Origin of the sequence: Thalassoroseus pseudoceratinae (assembly GCF_011634775.1) — a bacterium.
Taxonomy (GTDB): Bacteria; Planctomycetota; Planctomycetia; order Planctomycetales; family Planctomycetaceae; genus Thalassoroseus; species Thalassoroseus pseudoceratinae.
Map to the genome: position 1 here is coordinate 152,563 of NZ_JAALXT010000009.1, position 23,135 is coordinate 175,697.

Genomic DNA, 23,135 nt, shown 5'->3' on the forward strand with positions numbered 1-23,135 from the left:
CGAACGCGGCCCACACGTGATTCACGACGGCCATGACGTGCCGTCAGGAGAGCTGCAGTTACTCGCGTGGGCGACGCAAGGGGACCTTCTTCGTCGCCTGAAAACATTGACAATCGGCGAAGAATCACTCAATCTATGACATGGTCGACCACGCTCGGCAACTCCCACCCTCACCGCCTGCCGGGATATTACTCGCCTGGAAAGAAGTCTCATCTTGAGCAATTGGTTCCGAATCACGCTCGTCATTGGAGTTGCATATCTCCACCCGGCTCTCGCTGCGGACATTGACCCACATTCCTTGAGTCTCGATCAACTTCGGGAAGTCGGACGGAAACAATCTCGGTTCCTGACCGAGCAATCGACGCGACCGACTGATCCGAAGGAATCCCTCGAGGCCAATCTATCGGACTATCAAAAGTTCATCGCCCCAGTTCTGCAGAAGCATTGCTTGGCGTGTCATGGACCGAAGCAATCTGAGGGACGCTTGCGGGTGGACAAATTGAATCCTGACTTGTTGACCGGCGACGATGTCGAGCGGTGGCGGGAAATCTATAACGTGCTCAGTAACTCGGAGATGCCACCGGATTACGAGCCCGATTATGCCTTGGCCGATACCGACCGCGGCCGCTTTGTCGATTGGCTCAGCAATGAAATTGACAAGGCCGCCCAAGTGCGACGCAACACGTCGCGGCATTCGTCGTTCCGTCGGATGACGAAATACGAATACGATTACGCCCTGCAGGATCTGTTGGGTCTGCCGTTTTCGATGGCCGCGCGTCTGCCGCCGGAAACTGCATCGGAGGATGGCTTCAAGAACAGCTCGAACATGCTGCAGATGTCGGCGATGCAGTTTGAAACCTATCGCGAAATCGGGCTGAAAGCGCTGCAGCGGGCCACAGTTATCGGTGAGCGTCCGCAACCAGTGACTTACGTCATTTCGATGCAAGAGGAGATGGAACGGGCACTGTCGGAGCCGAAGACCAAAGTCTTCCACCAAAACGATGCCAACTCTCGCAGCAATCGAAATCGGCAACATCTCTTCAATCGAGCAACGGGCAAAAGCATTCACTTTTCGGATACCAAGACGCTGCCGAGAACTGATGCGGTTGCCGACGAATCGTCTGACGTTTCCCCAGTAGTGCTCGTGTTGCCTCGTTCGAAGGAACTGAAAATCAATCTTGATCGGTTCTTGCCCGACGACGGAATCATGCGTGTTCGCATTCGTGCCGGTCGCACGACCTCAAACGATACAGAATACGCCGCCCTTCGATTGGGTTTCAGTGCCCACACGAGTAACAACGCGAATTTCTCGAATGTGATCAGCGAACGAGACATTCTCGTCACAGCGTCGGCGGATCAGCCGGAATTCATTCATTTCGACATCCCGTTAAGTGACATCCAACGAAATCCGTTCCGAAAACTAGATCGCCCGTTTCCACGGCGTGATGAATTCCTGCACATCCGCAATATTTCTAATGCACGGGGCGGAAAGACTCCGCTGCACGTCGTGATCGACCGGATCGAAGTCATTGCCCCATTCTATGAGCAGTGGCCCCCAAAATCGCATACCGATATCTTTTTCCCAAGTGATCACGCGGCCGATGAAACCGCGTACGGTCGTGAAGTGCTGTCTCGATTTACGCGACGCGTCTGGCGACGACCCGTTACGACGGCGGAAGTGGATCGGTTGATGACGCTCTTCGAGGAGTATCGTCCCCAGTTCGACAACTTCGAAGAGGCCATGCTCGAAGTCTTGGCAACCGTGTTGGCGGCTCCCGAGTTTCTGTATCTCACATCCACATCCTCAGCGGAGCCGTCGGAGAAGACGCATTCGATCAACGATTGGGAACTTGCCAGCCGACTTTCTTTCTTCCTTTGGTCAAGCATCCCCGATGACGAACTTCTGTCGGTCGCCGCGCAAGGAACGTTGAGTCAGCCCACGGTTTTGACGGCCCAGGTTGATCGCATGTTGGCGGATCCACGTTCCCGACGGTTTTTCGAGCACTTCACGCAACAGTGGCTAAGCTTGGACGGGCTGAACAGTGCCACGCATATTACGGATGCCGATTTGAAAAACGCGATGCGGGAAGAACCGATCGCCTTCTTCGAACACGTTCTGAAGAATGATCGGTCTGCGATGGATTTTCTGCATGCGGACTATGTTGTCGTGAATGAGCGTTTGGCTCGGCACTATCGCATTCCCAATGTGTTCGGTCCGCATTTTCGTCAGGTTCCGGTGATGGCTCAGTCGAAACGCGGTGGAATTTTGACCGGGGCCGGGGTGCTTGCCATGAATTCCGACGGTCAAGATTCGCACCCACTTAAACGCGGCGTATGGATGCTCGAACGTGTGCTTCACGATCCTCCACCGCCACCACCACCCAATGTTCCTGAGGTCGATCTAACCGATCCAGAGATTCTCAAAATGACGCTCAAAGAACGCATCGCAAATCACCGCAACCAAGCCGCATGTGTCTCCTGTCATTCAAGGATTGATCCGTGGGGCATCGTTTTCGAAAACTATGACGCAATGGGGGCGTACCGGACACGGATCAAGGATCAGCCCGTCGATGCCACTTCGGAACTGTTCAACAAACAGGAGTTGGCAGGCATGGATGGTCTCAAACGATACTTGTTGATGGACCGACAAGATCAATTCGCCCGCGCCATCGTTCACAAACTGACTTCCTACGCACTCGGTCGACCGTTGTCATTCAGCGATCACACGGCCCTGGAAGACATCACGAAGCAGTTTCGTCGCCGGGGTGATCGCCTGCGACCTCTGATTGACTTAATCGTGCAAAATGAACTTTTCCGCAAAACACCGGAGTGAAATCGTGTCTCGCAAATCCGTGTCATTGAGCCGTCGTCGATTTCTCTACGGAGCCGGCATCGCGTTGGCGTTGCCTCGTCTGGAATCGTTCGCTCGCGCCGAGTCCCATGCAAGCGAAGCCCCGAAGCGGTTCCTGAGTGTCTATCATCCCGACGGCGTTGGGTTGCCACTGAAATCGGATCCCGCTTGGAAAGATTGGAGTTGGTTTCCACGCGGTGGCGAACGAGATTTCCAACTGACGAAAGTACTCGACGTTCTGGAACCGTTGCGGAATGAGATCACAATTTATTCAGGGTTGTCTCACCCTGCAGTTCGTCAGGTCCACGGACATTCGAATGCCGACCAGTATTTGACCGGCGCGGCGACGGGCGGACACGGACCTTACAAGAACTCGGTTTCGGTTGATCAAGTCATTGCCGCTCATATCGGCGAGTTCACTCGTCATTCGTCGTTGGTGTTGTCAACGAACGGTGGGATCGGTGCGCCACGCGGAGCACAAACGCAATCCTTCAATCACGAAGGCCGTCCTATTCCTGCGATGAACAAACCCAAGCAAATTTTCGACACGTTGTTCGTCGCCAGTAGTCAAGACGCGGCTGCGAAACTTGCCCGCAGTAAGAGTGCTTTAGACTTTCTGATTGATCACACTCGATCGTTGGGCCGCAAGCTTTCCAGTCACGATCGACAAACGTTGCAACAATATCTCGACGCGGTTCGCGATACGGAATTGAAGCTGGCCAAAGCACAACAGTGGATTGACACTCCGCTGCCTCAGGTCGAAACCAGTCATCTGAACCTCGACGCCGATCCGACGGAGGCCAAACTCTACTTTGAAACCATGTACGAGTTGATTTACCTGGCGTTCCTCAGCGATTCCACCCGTGTGGCGACGTTTCAGCTGGGCCGGGAGAACGGTGAGGGACCGCACGACCTGTTATCGCTAGCAGTCGGTTTGCGGGGGGCACACGGTCTGACTCATGCCGTCAAACAGCCGAATGGTTGGAAGAACCTTGGCACTTACAATCGGTACCAAGCCCAAGAGTTCGGCCGCTTCGTGGAGAAGTTGAAGAACACACCCGAGCCGAACGGCTCAGGGACCATGCTCGACAACACCTTTGCCATGCATGGATCGGCTTCGAGCAGTTTCCATTTATCGCGAAACTATCCGATCATTTCGGCGGGCGGCAAGAACCTTGGTTTTAACAATGGACGATTCCTTAAATTCGGCACCGGCAACGAAGACAATCAAGCAGGAGCCGGGATCACCACCGATGCTGGCTGGCGTGGGAAGGTCGAGGTAGAAGAACTTCCACTCGCGCAGCTCTTCGTCACCGTGTTACAGCGATTCGGTATCGAAACGGACTCGTTCGCCGGTTACAAAGGAACCCTCGGACGCGTCTAACTTCCGATCAACCTTAATTGAAGAATCAATTCCTATGGAGTCTGCACGTATCATGCGGTTACTGATGCTGATCGTCGGACTATCGCCTTGCGTCACGAACGCGGCTGGCATCGACGGTGAGGCGACACGATTTGTCTCAAAGTACTGCGTCGATTGCCATACCGGAGAGGATGCTCATGGGCAGATTGATTTGCAGGCGATGTCGCAGGGCGATGTCGGGAAGTATTTCCGGGCATGGGAGGCTGTCGCCGAACGCCTGCATTCCCGCGAGATGCCACCCGAAGATCATCCGCAACCAACTGAAGCGGAACGCTTGAAGTTTCTTGACTGGTACGAGCACACGCTGGTGAAATCGGTCAAACCGCAACCGGCTCTGCTTCGACCACGCCGACTGTGTGCGGTCGAATATCGTAACACGATGAGATCGCTATTCGGTTTTGATTTAGAAGTGGCCATCATCGAAGCCGAGCAAACGGTGGTGGAAAAATCGCTGGTGATGAAACTGCTGCCAACCGATCCACCGGGAAGGAGCGGTTTCTGTAACGATACCCATGCAGCACCATTGACGACGGTTTTGTGGGATCAATATTCGTACCTGTCCGATACCGCCATCGCAGAGTTGTTCTCCCCCAAACGCCGGGATGTGCTGGAAGCGGTCGTGGGACCTGTCAGCACTGATGGAATCACGAAGGACCAAGCCGACCGACTAATTCGCTCCTTCGCAGATCGGGCCTTCCGCCGGCCGATCGAAGACGCGAAGTTTCGAGAGTTCACTCTATTTTCAGACAACGATAACCTGGAATCGGCGACGAAATCCGTACTCAAACGGATCGTCATGTCCCCGCAATTTTTGTATCGCGGCTTCGGCGTCGACCGCGAGCAGACCGGTCGTCAACAAGTCGACTCGTATGAGTTCGCCGAACGGTTGTCCTACTTCATCTGGGCCGACATGCCGGACGACGAACTCTTCACAGCCGCCGCAAGCAATCAACTTTCCACGCCCGAGCAAATCCGACAGCAGATCGATCGGATGATCGACTCACCGAAGTCAATCACGCTCGCAACAGATTTCGCGTATCAATGGTTGACGCTTGGCGAAGTCGAAAAGAACAACGTGCAGGTTCCACAAGCCGAAGCGTTACGGTCTCAGCCACGCGACTTTATGCACTATCTGTTCGTCGATGCCCGACCGTTGATCGAATTGATCGACTCACGAACAACGTTCGCGAACCCGTACACACGTCGCTTCTATGGAGCAGACAGCAACCAATTGCCGCGGTATCGCAAGGCATCGGGAATCGAACGCGAGATTGTGGCCAATCAAAAAATCACGCTCGTCGAAACAGAGCATCGGGGGGGAATCCTCACAATGCCGGGCATTTTGGCGATGAATCGGGGACCGATTCTACGTGGCATCTGGGTCTTGGAGCGAATTCTTGGCGAACATTTACCGGAACCACCGCCAGACGTGGGTCAAGTACCGCCCGCCCCGCAAGGGAAAGAACTTTCATTCCGGCAACGATTCGAGCAGCATCGCAACAAGTCCGCCTGCGCCGTTTGCCACGACAGAATCGATCCGCTTGGCTTCGCATTTGAACGTTACACTGGTGCCAACTATCAAAGCCAACTTGATGTCGATACATCCGGTCGTCTCCCAAGTGGTGAAGAATTCGACGATTTCCAAGGGCTGAAACAGATCCTCGTCACATCGCAACGTCAACGAGTGATTCGGAACATCGTCGAGCGTACGCTATCCTACGCACTGTGCCGAAAACTCGAACTCTTCGATCGCCCGACGGTCGATGCACTGACGGAAAAACTTCACCGGTCCAACGGCACCTATCGCGATCTCGTATTTGAAATCGCGATGAGTTTACCGTTCCGTGAAACCATCATCGAAAACCGCCCCCCACAACAACAGGAATCGAAGCAATGACGACAAGACTCAATCGGCGAGCTTTCCTGCGGGGTGTTGGTGGCGCGACCTTGCCGTTGCCATTCCTGAATATGATGGAAGCCGATGCGAAAGAAGCCGGCGACGACAAACCTCCCATGCGGTTTCTCACGCTGTTCAAGCCTAACGGTGTGCATCCGCCGTCGTGGAACATCAGCGGCGGTACGGAAAACGATTTTCGAATGTCGCCGTTGATGCAGCCGTTCGCCAAGCACAAAGAGGATCTGCTAATCCTGGACAATATGGGCGACTTTGGCTTCTCGTCGCATGCCAATTCCACTCGGCGATTCCTGTCTGGTCATCATCGCAACACTCGGACGGCGTCGGTCGACCAACATATCGCCGCGAAAATCGGCGGTGACACGCCACACCGATCGCTCGAACTCACAACAGAAGGGCTGTTCCCGAATCAAATCGGTTGTTCGTATATCTCCTACGATGAGAAAGGTGCGCCGATTCCACGGGAAAGCGATCCGCAACTTGTCTTCGATCGATTATTCCGAAATCCGCTCAGTCAACCCAAGCAGCGAACGGCGATGATCGGCCTGCTTGACAGTGTGCGAGAAGACGCCCGCGCATTGAATCGGCAGGCTGGATCCGAAGACCGAGCCACGCTTGAACACTATCTTACCGTAGTTCGAGAAACGGAACGCCGACTCGAATCGATGAAGTCCCAATCACGGGACATCGATCTGACGGACCTTCAACGCCCTGAGAAACCATCCAATCTCAACGAGCAAGTCGAGTCGATGCTCGATTTAATTGCGCTCGCGTTGTGGACGGATTCGACTCGCTGTGCGACATACATGCTCGGCAATTCCAACAGCCGGATGATTTTTGATTTCCTGGGAATCAAGAAGCAGCATCACTATCTGTCGCACTTCTTCCGCAATTTCAGCCGCGACAACTTGGAAAGTTTGTTAAAAATCAGTCTTTGGCATATGGAAAAATTCGACTACTTGCTCACGCGATTGAAGTCGTTCCAGAATCAGCACGGCACACTACTGGACAACACGCTCGTTCTGTTCGGGTCGGGCATGGGGCATAGTGACAATCATACCGTAACACGAATTCCTCTCATTCTAGCCGGTGGTCAAGGATTGATAAAAACCGGACGGTACGTGCGATTCGCCGAAAATCAGCCGCTCGCAAGATTGCATCTTTCACTGCTCGAAAAGTTCGGCATTGAAACCAAAGAGTACGCCCAATCCAGTACCTCTCTGGCTGGTCTCGACGGTTCCGATTTCTCGCCATGGAAGGAACGCCCGTTCGAGAGTTTTGTCAAGGTCACCGGCAACGAGATAACAGTTCGCGGTCGACTGCGGATGTCAGACAATTTGGACGAAGCGAAGTTCTTCTATATCGATGTCGAAGGCAAACCGTCGGTGTTGCTCAAGCTGAGCTTCCAAGACTTTCACCGCTTCAACGTCGCCTACCATTGCGGAACGCCTGTGACGCTTGTCGGCACGGGGCACCCGGAGCAATTGCAGGTGACGAAAATTACGTCACTCGACTCACTGTTCGGTCATCGACCTGGAGACGCCCCGGGTTAGTTCGACTTAAAGATTCCAACCATCGATCCCGACAATGGGCCATCAGTCGTTCATGCCAGAGCGATCCAATGCAATAGGCTCAAGGATTTGGTTCCAGAAGTGGAGATCGTCACCGTGCGTCCGCCGATTTGCAGGTTGTATTAATCGACTTTAAAGTCATAGAACACGATCATCAACGCTTGGGTCGTTCTGCCGATGAAAGTCGTTTATTACCGCATCTGGCAGCAAGACATCCAACCTATAACATATATGATCGACAAACTAGTTTTCGGTTAGACTCACGGTCCGACACATTGAACTGGCCCACTGTCTTGGATGATGACTATTTGGAGCTGTTATGCGAACTCAACTTCATTTGATTAGAGAAGTGTCCAGATTTATTGAAGTCTTGCTTGTCGTCTTCGCTTTCATGTTGCCTCTCGTCGTAGTGTCGTCATCGTTTGCAGATCAACCGAATGTGTTGTTTATTTCTGTTGATGACTTGAACGATTTCCCCACCTTTGCCAACCGCTACCCCGACGCCAAGACACCTCATATGGACCGACTAGCGGAGCGGGGCATGGTCTTTTCGAACGCGCATTGCCAATTTCCGCTTTGCGGGCCGTCTCGAGCGAGCGTGATGTCGGGCCTACTACCAGCAACACTTGGCTACGACGACCACATGAAGGACAAGCAACTCCAGCAACGTGCCCGCCAACTAGATACCGAGTTACTGCACAGTTACTTTGGGAACCACGGCTACAAAACGATGGCGGTGGGAAAGATTTGCCACAATCATGTGCCAAAGGGCAGTGTGGATGCATCGGGCGGACGAGGTGGCTTCCGATCAGGCACCGGAGCTCTGAAAAGAAACTGGCCACAAAATGGGACTAGCACGGACTGGGCCGCTGCACCAGATAGCGATGACAAACTACCGGACTTCCAGACTGCGACCTGGGCCGTATCACAACTCGAGGAGAAACACGACAAGCCGTTTTTCCTAATGGTCGGCTTCCTACGCCCCCATGTGCCGTGGTACGTGCCGCAGAAGTGGTTCGACCTCTATAACAAACATGAAATCACACTACCACCTTATCAAGAAGACGATCTGAATGACGTCCCGCAGAGTGCGAAAGACATTAGCATCTTGCCGCAAATGCCACGCACCGAATGGGCAATTGAGAACAATCAATGGCGAAACATCGTTCACGCCTATCTTGCGTGCATTAGCTTTAGCGATCACCAAGTCGGTCGCGTACTGGAAGCGTTAGATCGAAGTCCATACAAGGACAACACGATTGTCGTGCTATGGTCGGATCACGGCTATCATATGGGAGAGAAGAACACATTCCAGAAACAGTCGCTTTGGGAACGGTCGACGCACGTGCCGCTGGTCATTGCCGGGCCTGGGGTTGAAGGAGGACGTCGCTGCGATCGGATCGTCAGCCTGCTAGATCTCTATCCCACCCTCCTGGCCATGTGCGACTTGCCCCCGAATGAGACAAACGAAGGGCGTAGCCTAGTACCACTGTTAAAGAGACCGAATCAACCCTGGCCATACCCTACGATCGTGGGGTGGAAGAAAAATAGCTTTGCGATTCAGGACGAGCAGTATCGCTACATCCGTTACAACGACGGCAGCGAAGAGCTCTACGACAGCGTGAACGATCCCAATGAGTGGACCAATCTCGCCAGTAAAGCGGAACTGGCAAACGTCAAACAGCGAATGAAAACTCATATCCCCACCAAAGATTAGGCGTTGGCCAAAGAGGGATTGTTGACCTGCCATTGCCGGTTTATCTAATTCCGAAAACGTCACCATAGCAGAAGATCAACCTGGACTCGTTAGAAAATAGTTCCAGCATGTTCCTGCTGATCGAGTTTGGCAAGGTCTTACATCTGCCGATGCCCTCGCTGCAAAGTCGATCCAAGTGCCACTATGGTATGACGATTCCGCAAAAGGCACGAGGGCTATTACAGTTCAGTGCCGACATTACCGCTGCCGCGGACACAGGTTTTCCCGGAACTTGATTGCGAAGCCTTTCTCAGCCTGGAGATCATTCGGGCTGATTCTAAGTGCTTTGATCATGCTCTACATGACTTGATCATCGAGCAACATGGCGAAAAACTTCTTCGTTGGGTGGTCGAACGGACGTTCGGCTGATTAGGACGCGTGTGTCCCAACACGAGATATCCATAGTTCCGTTATGAAGTTTCAGACTCGTGCAATTCTCAGATGGCCTCTTAAATCGTGCTCCCGCAGTTTTATCGTTGTATTCAGATGAACAACTGCCAGGAGTGTGCTAGATTTGGGCACTTGGTTCCAACTTTCCGTTTGACGACAGCATGCACATTGAGGCTGATTGATAATGACCGGTGATCGTACCACGGGACTCACGATCCACGCCGATTTGACGGATTGCATCAATTATGCATCCTGGCAAAACTCCGTTCCGCTGCTTCGCTCGTTGGAACTGCAGAATGAATCGGGACAAGACATACAGTCCTCGAACTCATTGGGTGAGCTAAGCCTGCAATTGACGACTAGCCCAGCGTTCACTCGCCCGAAACAGTGGATGATTCAGCGGATTGCCGCGGGAGAACAACTCACAATCCGTGATCGCGATGTCCAGCTCGATTCCGATTATTTGAATGGCTTGAACGAAGCGGAACGTGGGCGAGTCACCTTGCGATTACAACAAGGGGATACGGTTCTTTCCGAAGTCGTCCACGACATTCGCGTGCTCGCGCGGGACGAATGGGGCGGTCTCGGATCGATGAGTGAATTGTTGGCAGCGTTCGTGATGCCGAACGATCCGTCGCTGGCTCCTATTCTCAAGTCGGCTGGTAAAATTCTGGGGCAGCATGGGCACTCAACGGCGCTCGACGGGTATCAACGCCACGATCCGCAACGAGCTTATCTCCTTGCAGCTGCTATCTGGTCGGCTGTGGCGGAACGATCGCTGACGTACGCGAACCCACCGAGCAGTTTCGAACAGAAGGGTCAGAAGGTTCGTCGTCCGTCCACAGTCCTGAGGGATGGCTTGGCCACCTGTCTCGACAGCACACTTCTCTTCGCCGCCGCGATGGAAGCAATCGGTCTCAACCCTGTAATCGTGATGACCGACGGTCACTGCTTCGTCGGCGTTTGGCTTGTCGAGCGTTCCTTCGATCGGTTGATCGAAACCGACTGTAGCGAAGTCCGCAAAGCAATTGCAGCCAAAGAGTTGATCACGTTCGAAACGACCTTGGTGACGCACAATCCGCCGGCGCGTTTTCAGGATGCCATTCAAACCGCCGAACACGCAACCCGCGAGTCGAATGAATCGCAATACTTGGCGACCATTGACATCAAGCGGGCACGAATGGCCCAATTTCGGCCGTTGGCATCGCATGATAAACCAGTGCGAGACGGGATTGAACCAGTCGAAACGTCTGGGCCGCTTCCATTACCTGCGGTTCCTGATCTGGGCCACTCGGCGATGGACGTGTCCGAGGTCAAACCAACCACGCCGGAAGGTCGAATCGAACGTTGGCAACGCAAGCTGCTTGATTTGTCGTTGCGAAACCGACTGCTGAATTTCAAGTTGAACAAGCAATCAATCCCGCTCGTTTGCCCAGACATTTCGCGGTTGGAAGATCGGCTCGGCGATGGGACGAAATTGCGGATGATCTCATTGAGTGATCACAATCCGATTGGCGAGCGAGATGCCGAACTGCATCGGCAAAAGACCAACCAAGAACTCGACACTGAGTTTGCTAAACAAGCTCTTGCGCGGGACGAGATTGCTTGTGATCTTACAGAGGACGAGCTCGCAAAACGGCTCACCACGTTGTATCGCAATGTCCGCAACGACCTAGCGGAAGGCGGGTCGAATACGTTGTTCTTGGCCGTCGGCTTTTTGAAATGGAAGCAAAAACCGGATGACACGAAATCGTACCGAGCACCGTTGCTGCTTGTGCCGGTGAAGCTCATTCGCAAAAGTGCATTGTCGCCTTATCACCTGGCACAACACGAAGATGAAATCCGATTCAATGCGACATTGATTCAGCTCTTAAAGAAGGACTTCGACCGAGATTTGTCTTGGTTCGAAGGCGATCTGCCGACGGATGAGAGCGGCGTTGATGTCCCTCAGATTCTCAGCCGGATGCGGGCGGAAGTTCGAGACATTCCCGGATTCGAGGTGGTCGATGAGTCAGCTTTGGGAACGTTCTCTTTCGCCAAATACCTGATGTGGAAAGACCTGGTCGATCGTGTCGACCAGTTGGAGCAGAACCGTGTGGTTCGGCATTTGATTCGCGATCCCGGTCAGCCATTTGACAGGGGTGCCGGAACGATCCCCCATCCGCAGGAAGTCGATCAGCGTTTTGAGCCGCAGGAAATCTACCACCCACTGCCAGCCGATTCATCGCAATTGGCGGCGGTGATGGCCGCTTCGGAAGGGCAAGACTTCGTCCTGATCGGCCCACCGGGAACCGGAAAAAGTCAGACCATTGCGAACATTATTTCGCAGTGTCTCGCTGTTAAGAAGACCGTGTTGTTCGTGGCAGAAAAGACGGCGGCGTTGGATGTGGTTTATCGGCGGCTCAAAGAACATGGGCTTGGCGATTGCTGCTTGGAACTTCATAGCAGCAAAGCCGAACGCCGCAAGTTTCTGGATCAACTGGAAGGCTCTTGGCTGAACAACCAGCGGGCCAAGCCGAACGAATGGTTGACGATCAACGAACGGCTCAAAATTCGACGTGATGAGTTGAATGCCTATGTGTCGGCGATCCATACTCAACACCCGAACGGTTGGACGGTCTATGAGGCAATGGGCGAATGTGTCAAAGGTCGCGAAATTCAGACGCCAGAATTCGATTGGGCCGATTCTGTCGAACACGATACCGACGCCTATTGGAACCTGACGACAATCATCGATGAACTTGCTCGGACTTACAGTGCGCTTGACTCGAATGTCTCGCTTCCCGCTGTGAAGACAACACAGTGGTCCGCGGGTTGGGAAGCAAAACTGCTCGCCGAATGCGAACAGTTAAAAGAGGCCGCAACTGCGTTTCGACAGGCGTTGAGTTCGTTTTCGAAATCCGTTGGTTTGCCGGAAATGAGAGATTGCTTGTTCACCGAGTTGGACAATCTCAATCGATTCGCGACGGCATTAGTCGATTGTGTCGGTGACGATCTGCGGATTATCTTCAACAAACAATTCGCCAAGCTGCCCGCAGCCGCAAGTGAATTGGCGACGGCGATCGAAGGGTATCAAGAGGCCCGCGAACGAGCCGCCGCGAACTACGATGAATCGCTTGAATCGATTCCGATCGACGATATCGACACGCAATGGCGACAAGCCGTGGCTTCGTTCTGGCCGATGTCGTGGTTTGCACGCCGGAAGGTCACCCGCTTGCTGCAAAGCTATGCAACGAGTGGGCAAGCCAATCCCGCCAGCGACATTTCCGCAATCCGTCAGATTCGCCAGCATTCGAAGTCCATCGAAAACAGTCCATTGGCTGAAATCAATGGACGATGGAATGCCCATGAAACCGATGTGAAAGCCCTCCGACAACACCTCGACAAAGCGAGCGGGGTTCGCCAAGCCATCCGATCGGTTGGACGTTCGTCGGAAAACACCAATGCCGTTTTAAAAACGATTTATCCGATTCTCGCAGGGCAGTCAGTGGATTCACCGATCCTCGAAGCGACACGAGAGTTCTTGGCGGCGACGAAGGCGCTCTCCCAATCCGTGAAGTCCTTTCGCGCCGTTTCGGATGGCACTCCGATTTCGCGGGAGTCTTCGGAAATCGCAACGGCCGCGATCGACGCCGCTCAGTCGATTCAACGACATCGCACACAGTTGCAACGCTGGACTGCATGGTGTGGTATCAAGAAGCAAGCGAAAGCCGTCGGACTCAATTCCTTTCGCCGCGACCTGGAAAATCGTCGGATTGCACCAAGCGAAATGGCGGCTTCGTTTCGTGTTGCCTATGCCCGTTGGTGGGTGACGAAGGCCATTGATCGCTCGCCAGTGCTGCAATCCTTCCAACGATTCAAACACGAAGATGCGATCCAGGATTTCAGGAAACTGGACGACTTGGCACGTGAAACTGCGGCGTCTCAGGCTTTGCAAGCCGTTGCGCACCAATTACCGGCGCCAGATTCTGGAGTCCCACGCAAGTCGGAGTTGGGGTTGCTGCGTCACCAAATGAATCTGAAACGCCCGAGCAAATCGATTCGAGAAGTTATCTCGAATATGCCGGAGACCTTCGGAAAGCTCGCTCCGTGTTTGCTGATGTCTCCGTTGTCGATTGCTCAATACTTACCGGCAGACCAAGCAATTTTTGATGTCGTCATCTTTGACGAGGCCTCACAAATTACTACTTGGGACGCCATCGGGGCGATCGCTCGCGGTCAGCAAACCATCATCGTTGGCGACCCAAAACAATTGCCGCCAACCAACTTCTTTGGACGGGTGGACGACGACGAAACGAATGACGAGCTCGAAGATCACGAGAAAGACTTGGAGAGCATTCTCGACGAAGCAAAAGCATCGGGCCTGCCAACGCTGTTGTTGAATTGGCACTACCGCAGTCGACACGAATCGTTGATTGCGTTCTCAAACTACAACTACTATGGCAACAAACTTGTCACCTTTCCCGCCGCCGAGTCTGAAGACCGGGGCGTGTCGTTCTGTCATCAACCCGGTGCGCTCTACGACCGTGGAAAAAGCCGGACGAATCGCCAGGAAGCCGAAGCGATTGTGCGTGATGCCGTCGCCCGAATGAAACGCAATCTGGAACTTCCTGAGACCGACCGATTGACCTTCGGAGTCATCACATTCAACTCTCAGCAGCAAACGTTAATTCAAGATTTGTTCGATCAAGCGCAACGCGAACATCCCGAGCTCGATTGGTATTTTGCCGATGAGCGAATTGAACCCACGGTAGTTAAGAATCTGGAAAACGTGCAGGGGGACGAACGCGATGTGATGTTCTTCTCGATTACATTTGGTCAAGACGCCACTGGTCGCCCCATTCCGTTGACATTCGGTGCGTTGAACCGAGACGGTGGGGAGCGACGATTGAACGTGGCGGTCACTCGGGCTCGACAAGAACTGCTCGTGTATTCTTCCTTCACCGCGGACCAACTCAACGCAGAGCGTTCGCAGGCCCGTGGCGTTCGGGATCTCAAAGCGTTCTTGGAATACGCGGAGAAAGGCCCACGTACCATTCAGGCACGCACGGATGGCAGTGTCGGTGGTCTGGAATCTGCATTCGAGGAAGCTGTCGCCGAGGCGTTGGACGCTCGTGGCTGGCAAGTGGTACCGCAGGTGGGGGTCTCCGGGTTTCGCGTTGATCTTGGGATTCGGCATCCAGATAAACCCGGCGCGTACCTCGCTGGTGTGGAGTGCGACGGAGCCACGTATCATCGGTCCGCTGTGGCTCGCGACCGCGACAAAACCCGGCAGCAAGTGTTAGAAAACTTGGGTTGGAATATCTTGCGAGTCTGGTCGCCGGACTGGTGGTACGATTCGGCCAACGCGATTGAGCAGCTTCACAACGCTCTCAATGTATTACTGAGAACCCAACGCGAAATTGACGAGGAAACCTCCGCGGTCGACGATCGGCAAGCGTCCCATGAAGTCGAACCCGCTGACTTCACGGAGTCGATGCGTCAAAATGGTGAATCGACATTGTACTATCAGCGATCGTCGTTGCCGGATGCGAGTCATGCTCAGGATCAGTTTTTTGATGCAGCTTACGATGAACCGTTGAGGCAGATGGCCCGATCGATGCTTGATCAGGAAGCACCGATTCGCGATGACGTCTTGGCCAAACAGATTGCACGTCTGCATGGGTTTGCCCGCACCGGGGCGAAAATTCGCAACCGAATTTTGGAATTGTTGACCGACGTTCCTTCGAATGAGGAATCGACCGGCCGGTTCCTCTGGTCTGGCGAGAATCCGTTGCCAATCATCGAGTATCGTCATCCGCTGTCTGATGAAGATAAACGCAGCATCGACGAGATTTCGATCGCGGAACTGCGAGGACTGTTGGAGGCGCGTCCTGAACTAGCCACCGATAGTGATCCCGCGATCGCAATGGCCAGGACCATCGGATTCGCCCGCCTTTCACAATCTGCCCGCGAACGGCTTGAGGAAGCGATCAAACTCTTCTTGGAATCGAAGAACTAGTTTGACTGCTGAACGGTCTCGTTTCGGAAGTCGATTCACGAAACTCTGTCGTGGCTTCAGCGACAGGCACAAGATCACCTAATTTTCTCGGAAACGATTCTGGCGCAGCTACACGCGAGAATCGGCGAAGAAGCGTCGCTGCTGGAAGTTCGCCGAAAGGCGGTGGATGGTTATCTGAGAAAATTGACAACCGAAGAGCGGGAACTATTGCTTCGTCGTTATTCGGAGCATGGGCCGTTCAGCGTGACGGGTGGCAGCATGGCTGAAGCTAAGAAGCCCCTGGATGTTGACCAGCTTCTCGCACGTCTAGTGGACGTGAACGCGACGTCGGATGAATTCGCAGCGATGGAGAAACTCCCGGATGGCGACGCAGCCGCACAACACCGGTATATCCACTATCTCGACTTGCATCAGGAACTTCTCGCCAGGGGAAGTCTTGGGATGGTATCGTATCCCATGGAGCAGAGTGCTGGCGAACTTCCATGCGACACAAACCCTGTCAGCCCTCGACGCACGGCAGTGGCTATGGTTGCTGCAGGCCACCCCTGACACCTTCACACCGTTCGGAGATAGTGAAATCATGGAAATCGATGGTAAGTCGCATCCTTAAACTCTATTCTTAAAACGTGGATGTGTTCAACGGCCCTATGAAAAGAGATCAGATGTCACGAACTGCTTAGAGTACTTCTCCGCGGTTCTTTCTCAAAGCGGCTGTCTTATCGATCGCCATACAGTGTTTATAGTCAATTGCGAGAGCGTTTTTTATGACAGAAAGGTGATGTCAAGAAATGCGAACATCCCGTTTGACACTGACTCTTATCACACTCATGCTTTCGACTGGAAATCCATTACAGGCATTGGACTTGACTGCTGACTTTTACGTGTCGCCTAGTGGTTCCGACGATTGGTCCGGGACTTTGGCAACTCCGAACGAGCAGCAGACAGACGGGCCGTTCCAGACGCTGCAGTGTGCACGCGATGCAGTGAGGGAATTACAAAGAAAACGGTCCGGTGACATAGAAGTCCTCATCCGCGGCGGAACCTATCGTCTTGAGAAAACCGTCGTCTTCGGGCTACAGGATTCGGGACAAACCAACTCGACAATTACCTACGCTGCTTATCCTGGTGAGACGCCAGTTTTCAGTGCTGGTCAAGAAATTCGCGAGTGGACCAATCTAACGAATGCACAGGCAGCGTTACCCAAAGAAGCGATTGGCAAGGTGCTGGTCGCGGACGTTTCGAGTCGGTTTCGTGTTCTTTTCGATTCCGAGGGCCTCCTGCCGCGGGCTCGTTCGAAGGGCTTTATTCCACGGCATGGCGGAAGCCGAAATCAGTTTTACTTTCCTGCTGGCCGCCTGAGAAACTGGCCGAATATCGAAGACGTTGAGATCGTCGTTCGTCCACATCACGCATGGATTGTCAATATTCTGCCACTGAAGTCTGTCGACGAGCAGAGGCAAATCGCGCAAACGTCGATCGATGCGACATATGCGATGAACCCGTTGCACTTTCTCAAGCAAACAGAATCGTGCTGGGTCGAGAATACGTTGGAAGAACTCGACGAACCGGGCGAGTGGGTCCTGAATTCCAAGGAAGGTAAACTCTATCTCTGGCCACGGAACGACTCGCCTGTGCTGGCTCCGCAACTGACCGAATTGATTCGTATCGAAGGCGAGATCGACAAGGCTGGTCCTGAAGATAAACCGGTCCGCAACCTGCAATTCCGTGGCTTGACGTTCACGCACGGTGACCGCTATCAGTTAGCAGCGAACGATGCCGGGCTACAACACGACTGGGACATGCACGATAAACCAAACGCTCTCGTTCGGTTGCGTGGAACGAAGAACTGTGTGATCGAACAATGTCGGTTCATTCACAGTGGCAGTGGAGCAATTCGTGTCGATTTGCGCGGTCAAGAGAATTCGATCTCCGGTAATGTGATCGAGCACATCGGTGGGACGGGCATTCTGCTGTGCGGCTACGGCCCGGGCACCAAGGACGTGAATCGGAAGAACAACGTATCCAATAATCATATTCACCATACCGGCCAAATCTACTGGCACTCCCCCGGCATTATGATATGGCAAAGCGGCGAGAATCGCGTTGCCAACAATCTCATCCATCACACGCCTTACACCGGTATCATTCTCTCTGGTTGCATGACCCATTTTTTCGGGCGACAGGGACGAGAGCTTGGCAGAACGATCAGACGACACGAACTCGGCCGACTTCCGAAACGACTTCGGTTTGGGGATGTGCGACCGTATCTGCATACGCACGAGAACGTCGTCGAGTACAATGAAATTCATCATGCAATGGAATTGCTTGGTGACGGCAACGGGATCTACATCCGTGGTGCAGGTTCCGGCAATGTTATCCGTCGAAATTATATTCATCACCTGGTCGCACCGACGAAGATGCAGGCGGCGATTCGGACTGACGGCGGACAGAGAGATACGCTCATCGCCGAAAACCTGATCTACAAGTGTACTTCGCAAGGCATCATTTTGAAGTTGAACAATCGATGCGAAAATAACATCATCGCTGACGTGATCGCACCGCCACGGGGCTACTACCTCTCCTTGCGTGAAGGCCCAATGACCGGGGCCACGATTAAGCGGAATATTTTCTATTCATCCGCCGACGATTGCACTTTTATTGATGAATTGCCGCCGGGGAGAGGCCGCACGACTGAAGATCGTCGAGGCCGAACGTTGGCAGCGTCGAAACAGGCCGATACAAATCAGAACATCTACTTTTGCGCAGCCAATCGAAAGCTGGGAGTCGAGATGTTGAAGAGACAACACGCGGACGGTGTCGATGTCGACAGCCTGGCTGTTGATCCAATGTTCGTTGACGCCGCACACGGGGACTTCCAATTGAAGTCTGAGTCGCCGGCGTTGATGATGGGCTTTGTTCCATTTGACATGTCCAAGGTCGGGTTAACAGATGAACGATGAAAAGCACTGGACAACATCAATGATCGATTACCGAAGATACATCGTCTTGCTGACCGCAATTCTGGTTGTAAGCGACGCGACTGCTCAGGAACCGAACACCACAAAGAAAGCCGCACGCCGGACTCGACAAGCGAAGTATCTCGAAACTGGCGGGGAACGCAAACTTGAAGTCGTCTATAAGAGCATCGCTGGTAAGGATCTCAAGCTGGACTTGTACTATCCCACCGTCAAACGCTTCGAAAAGTGCCCAGTGATTGTCTTCACACATGGTGGAGGCTGGGCCGCCGGCAGTCGGTACAAGGCGGGAACTGGTTCCTTTGCGATTGTGTTCAAGCGGCTCATCAAGCAGGGCTTCGCGATCGCGCCGGTGAGTTATCGTCTGGTGAAGAAGGGCAGCAATGTTGTGATGCGAGACTGCGTCATCGATTGCAAAGACGCCATCCGTTATCTGGCAAAGAACAGCGAACGACTTGGGATCGACCCCATGCGAATCTGCGTGATGGGCGATTCGGCTGGTGGCCATATTGCTCAGATGCTTTTGTTGACTTCGGCGGATCAGTTGCCCGGCGATGCCAGCCTTTCCAAAGTTTCCTATCAGATGGCGGCTGGCGTTTCCTGGTACGGCCCGTGTGATTTTGAAAAGATCGATTTGTTCAATCACAACGACCGAGCCAACTTTCGTGACCGGTTTGAAGCTCGTATCATGGGCTCCGATTCCGACCCGAAGGACAATTTGGCGCGGTACCGGGAGGTCAGTCCGATTAACTACCTGAACAATGACAGCCCACCGCTGCTGATGATCCAGGGCGACAAGGACACAACTATTCCCGTAAAGCATGCTTACTACATGAAAGAAAAAGCAGAAGCCGTTCAGGCGCCTGTTGAAATCGTGATCATTAAAAACTCTGGTCACAACTGGCGTAGGGTTGACGCCGACATTGAGCCATCCCGCGACGCCATCATTAAACGCACCGTGCAGTTCTTTGTTGATCAGGTCCGGCCGCCGCACTGAATAATCGAGAGACATGGGTCATACAGCAGTCGCAACACTTGGTCTCGGTGGTTTCTGCCTCCGCTCAAGCACAAGCATCTGAGGTACCCTATGACGGCAACTAGCACATATTGTCGAAGAGACCTGTGCCAAAGTGGGATCTCGTTAACGAGCTTGTGAAAGCGTCAAAGAAGTAAAGACGGGAATCTAGCAACTGACCGTGAGACCTAGCGAAACCTCAATGTGGACGCGGCTACAGAACACTAAGTATTCTACTACACTCAGATCGAATCCGATTATGCATCGACAACGAATAGCTCGAACAATACAACTACTGACCTGCCTCCTCTTGGCATCGTGTCCAGCCTTCGCCGCGGGACAGTCCGACGGTTCAGAACGGCCAAACATTCTCTTCATTTTCACAGACGACTGGGGGTGGGGTGATCTCGGTTGCCATGGGCATCCATATCTAAAGACACCAAATATCGATCGGCTTGCCCAAGAAGGTACCGACTTTCATCGATTCACAGTCGCGAGCGGTGTATGCTCGCCAAGCCGCACCGCGGTGATGACAGGGCATTTTCCCGCACGATACAAGATTGATGGTCACTTCGCGTGGGTCAATAGCAATGCCAAACGCAACGTGCCGGACTGGCTTGACCCGAAGACGCCCACGCTTCCGAGGATGCTCCAATCGGCTGGATACGCGACAGCACATTTCGGGAAATGGCATCTATCCAACAATATGATTCCCGATTCGCCCTTGCCTACGAATTACGGCTATGACGAGTACGGTGCCTTCAACTGCGCCGGCGAGCAAATGCCGGTCCACGAAGATGCCGCTCGGGCGATTGCGTTCATCGAAAAGAACGCAGCTGCGAAGAAACCGTTCTTCATTAACTTGTGGATGCACGAGCCGCATACACCGCACCACACACTGCCGGAATATCGTCGGCGTTTTCCGAAGCTGGATGATCCGAATAATGTTTACGCGTCGGTGCTGTCTCACGCCGACGACAGGATTGGGGAATTGCTCGATGCGCTCGACCGATTGAAACTGACTGACGACACGCTGGTGATCTTTAGCTCGGATAATGGTCCGGCCGGCAGCGGCCGAGGCGGCAAGCTGACGGTCATGTACGATTCCGCGACCGGTGAGGGATTCGGAATCGGCGGCAGCGTCGGGACAACCGGCGGACGAAACGGGCGGAAGGCATCCATCCTGCAAGGTGGGATCGGAGTACCCTTCATTGCCCGTTGGCCAGGTAAAATTAAGGCGGGGGCGATTGATGACGTTTCGTGGATCTCCGCCGTCGATCTACTTCCGACGTTCTGCGAAATCGCAGGGGCGGAGATGCCAGATGGCTACCAGCCCGACGGAACAAGCCAACTGGCGACGCTGCAAGGGACGAAAGCTCCGCGACGCGAAAAGCCTTTATTTTGGAAAGGCGTGCCAAACCGCCGGGGGCCTTCTTACTCGATATTAGACGGCCAATGGCGACTATTGACCGACGCAGATTTCGAGATACTTGAGCTTTTCAACGTTAATAAAGACCCCTTGGAAAAGAATAATTTGAAGGACTCACATCCTGAAATCGCCGCCGAGATGCTACAGAAACTTCAAGCCTGGCATCGAACGCTCCCGGCAAAACCCAACCCTGAGTGCTTTTCAAAGTACCGCGCAAGAAACGCCGGCCCACTACCAACAGAAGCCAAACCGCTCTTCCAATTCGACCCATCCAGATAACACCGATCTCTTCCGGCAACCTAGATTTTCGATCTAAAAAACTAGCAGGAAACTAGGCGAGAACTTGAGTTTGCCAGTTGGCAGTACAAGACGAGTCCCCGTGTGACATAGTCGATGCAAGCGGAAATTCATTGGTGGCGAGTATTGGACTCAGCGTCTACTTGATGTTTTCCGTAACGGCGGATAGCACATGACGCCCCAATCTTCATTGACTCCGTGATTGATCCAGACGAGCAGAAATGCTCGGAGCAGGTGATCCATCATTGTCGAGCAACGCCGGGATGCCGTGCGGTTAAGTGAACTATTGAACGTGGCAGCCCCATGCGTTAGCTGACACCGCAACAGGTAGATCCGCTCGAGAACACGGTCGAGGATGAGGGCCCATTTGCCCTGTAAGTACCAGGTTCTCGCGTCGTACATCGTCTTCTTAGACTGGCCAGCCCGTTTGCCACTTGGTTCCTGCCAAAAGTATCGGCTTAGGAACTCGTCATCGAAAATGGACATGACGAGCCGTTTGTTGTCTGACAGCACACTCGGCACATAGTCGCTACCATCGAGGGCGAGTATCCGATCAACGAATTGTTCCCAGCACGCCCGGTCTGCGAGAGGTGCTCGTGCCGCTTGATCCCATTGCCCGTAGAGTGCATTGAACGCTATCCACTGACTAAGAAGGGCGGAATCAAGATCACTCTCCTCAGTCGCTTGTTCGGCTCGACGGAGCCAGCTACAAGCCCGATGAAAGCGAATGTTCGTTGGATGCTCAGGATCGTCTTCGCTCAAACGCTCCTTATGGGGTTTCCAGAGACGCCGCAAGTCTCGCACTGAGGACTGTAGTTCAGACATAACCTAACTCCCCCGCGAACCGATCGCCGACCGTGACCGCGCCAGATCATCCTTTAAAGAGAACTTCTGTATCCTAGCAGGCTTTTAAAACAACTGAGTACAACCGTTCCGGTCAACTTCCGAGGAACAAGCATATTCAAAGACGCACAGTCTGGCACTGTCGGATTTACCGCTTGAAAGGCGAGTCGGTCGAAATATGTGATTTTCCGACTATTGAAACCAAAGACAATCAAACATCGTCCTTTTTTGCAGCCGTAGTTCGGCATTCGAATGCAACTTTCACAAGGTTGGTCAACTCAATAGAGTTTTGAGTTCGCAAGATGCAGCCGAAGCTGTAAAGACTTGTGCGACTGCTCAAGCCGTGCGAACACACGACTGGGGCGTGCAACGTTCATTTCGTTTTTCTGGTTGCGACAGTCGTCGTTGACAGCAATCAGTATAGAACGGCTAGGTAGTCGACAATATTGTCTTTAGGGCAGTTCAGAACATTAACTTGACAATTCCCTTTGGGACCTGGGAAGGACTGCAGCATCGTTAATTCAATCCCTCATCGATTTGACCTCGGGAGTTGTTGCGACATTCAACGAAGCAACGATTGAACAAGCATTAATTGCCGCGTCTCGTACTCGTCGCTAATCAAGATCCCTCTGGGAATGATCGTCTTACATTGGACAATGTTGTGTTCTC

11 protein-coding genes are annotated in these 23,135 nt (G+C 53.3%); 10 read left to right on the plus strand and 1 reads right to left on the minus strand.

What is annotated here, in order from left to right:
* Positions 1–214: 214 nt before the first annotated feature.
* The 10 genes from G6R38_RS25930 to G6R38_RS25975 all read left to right on the plus strand — a co-directional run bounded on the left by G6R38_RS25930 (position 215) and on the right by G6R38_RS25975 (position 21,605).
* On the plus strand, positions 215–2,833 hold the full coding sequence (locus tag G6R38_RS25930; protein ID WP_166831710.1) for a DUF1592 domain-containing protein: 2,619 nt from the start codon (positions 215–217) through the stop codon (positions 2,831–2,833).
* A complete protein-coding gene (locus tag G6R38_RS25935; protein WP_166831711.1) occupies positions 2,805–4,235 on the plus strand; it encodes a DUF1552 domain-containing protein in 1,431 nt (476 codons plus the stop codon). Before G6R38_RS25930 ends, G6R38_RS25935 begins: the two co-directional genes overlap by 29 nt.
* 34 nt (positions 4,236–4,269) lie before the next feature.
* A complete protein-coding gene (locus tag G6R38_RS25940) occupies positions 4,270–6,171 on the plus strand; it encodes a DUF1592 domain-containing protein (RefSeq protein WP_166831712.1) in 1,902 nt (633 codons plus the stop codon).
* Complete coding sequence (locus tag G6R38_RS25945) at positions 6,168–7,742, plus strand: DUF1552 domain-containing protein (protein ID WP_166831713.1); 1,575 nt, start codon at positions 6,168–6,170, stop codon at positions 7,740–7,742. The genes G6R38_RS25940 and G6R38_RS25945 overlap by 4 nt, the downstream gene beginning before the upstream one ends.
* 367 nt (positions 7,743–8,109) lie before the next feature.
* Positions 8,110–9,477, plus strand: a complete 1,368-nt coding sequence (locus G6R38_RS25950; RefSeq protein ID WP_166831714.1) for a sulfatase — start codon at positions 8,110–8,112, stop codon at positions 9,475–9,477.
* Positions 9,478–10,090: 613 nt separating this feature from the next.
* Positions 10,091–15,907: a DUF3320 domain-containing protein gene (locus tag G6R38_RS25955; RefSeq protein WP_166831715.1), complete on the plus strand. Its 5,817-nt coding sequence runs from the start codon at positions 10,091–10,093 to the stop codon at positions 15,905–15,907.
* Positions 15,908–16,069: 162 nt separating this feature from the next.
* On the plus strand, positions 16,070–16,456 hold the full coding sequence (locus G6R38_RS25960) for a hypothetical protein (protein WP_166831716.1): 387 nt from the start codon (positions 16,070–16,072) through the stop codon (positions 16,454–16,456).
* A 278-nt stretch (positions 16,457–16,734) separates the two neighbouring features.
* On the plus strand, positions 16,735–18,867 hold the full coding sequence (locus G6R38_RS25965) for a right-handed parallel beta-helix repeat-containing protein (protein ID WP_390881477.1): 2,133 nt from the start codon (positions 16,735–16,737) through the stop codon (positions 18,865–18,867).
* A gap of 19 nt (positions 18,868–18,886) precedes the next feature.
* Positions 18,887–19,879, plus strand: coding sequence for an alpha/beta hydrolase (locus G6R38_RS25970; RefSeq protein WP_240928386.1), 993 nt, complete (start codon positions 18,887–18,889; stop codon positions 19,877–19,879).
* A 277-nt stretch (positions 19,880–20,156) separates the two neighbouring features.
* Positions 20,157–21,605, plus strand: a complete 1,449-nt coding sequence (locus G6R38_RS25975; protein WP_166831719.1) for a sulfatase family protein — start codon at positions 20,157–20,159, stop codon at positions 21,603–21,605.
* Between the two features lie 150 nt (positions 21,606–21,755).
* Here G6R38_RS25975 and G6R38_RS25980 read toward each other — a convergent pair whose 3' ends face one another.
* Positions 21,756–22,448: a HEPN domain-containing protein gene (locus G6R38_RS25980; RefSeq protein WP_166831720.1), complete on the minus strand. Its 693-nt coding sequence runs from the start codon at positions 22,446–22,448 to the stop codon at positions 21,756–21,758.
* Positions 22,449–23,135 lie beyond the last annotated feature (687 nt).

Bases quoted from the DNA above. Each gene is read 5' to 3' on its own strand.
- G6R38_RS25965 (WP_390881477.1), top strand. From the start codon at position 16,735: ATGCTTTCGACTGGAAATCCATTACAGGCATTGGACTTGACTGCTGAC.
- G6R38_RS25940 (WP_166831712.1), top strand. From the start codon at position 4,270: ATGGAGTCTGCACGTATCATGCGGTTACTGATGCTGATCGTCGGACTA.
- G6R38_RS25935 (WP_166831711.1), top strand. From the start codon at position 2,805: ATGAACTTTTCCGCAAAACACCGGAGTGAAATCGTGTCTCGCAAATCC.
- G6R38_RS25955 (WP_166831715.1), top strand. From the start codon at position 10,091: ATGACCGGTGATCGTACCACGGGACTCACGATCCACGCCGATTTGACG.
- G6R38_RS25945 (WP_166831713.1), top strand. From the start codon at position 6,168: ATGACGACAAGACTCAATCGGCGAGCTTTCCTGCGGGGTGTTGGTGGC.
- G6R38_RS25970 (WP_240928386.1), top strand. From the start codon at position 18,887: ATGATCGATTACCGAAGATACATCGTCTTGCTGACCGCAATTCTGGTT.
- G6R38_RS25975 (WP_166831719.1), top strand. From the start codon at position 20,157: ATGCATCGACAACGAATAGCTCGAACAATACAACTACTGACCTGCCTC.
- G6R38_RS25980 (WP_166831720.1), bottom strand. From the start codon at position 22,448: ATGTCTGAACTACAGTCCTCAGTGCGAGACTTGCGGCGTCTCTGGAAA.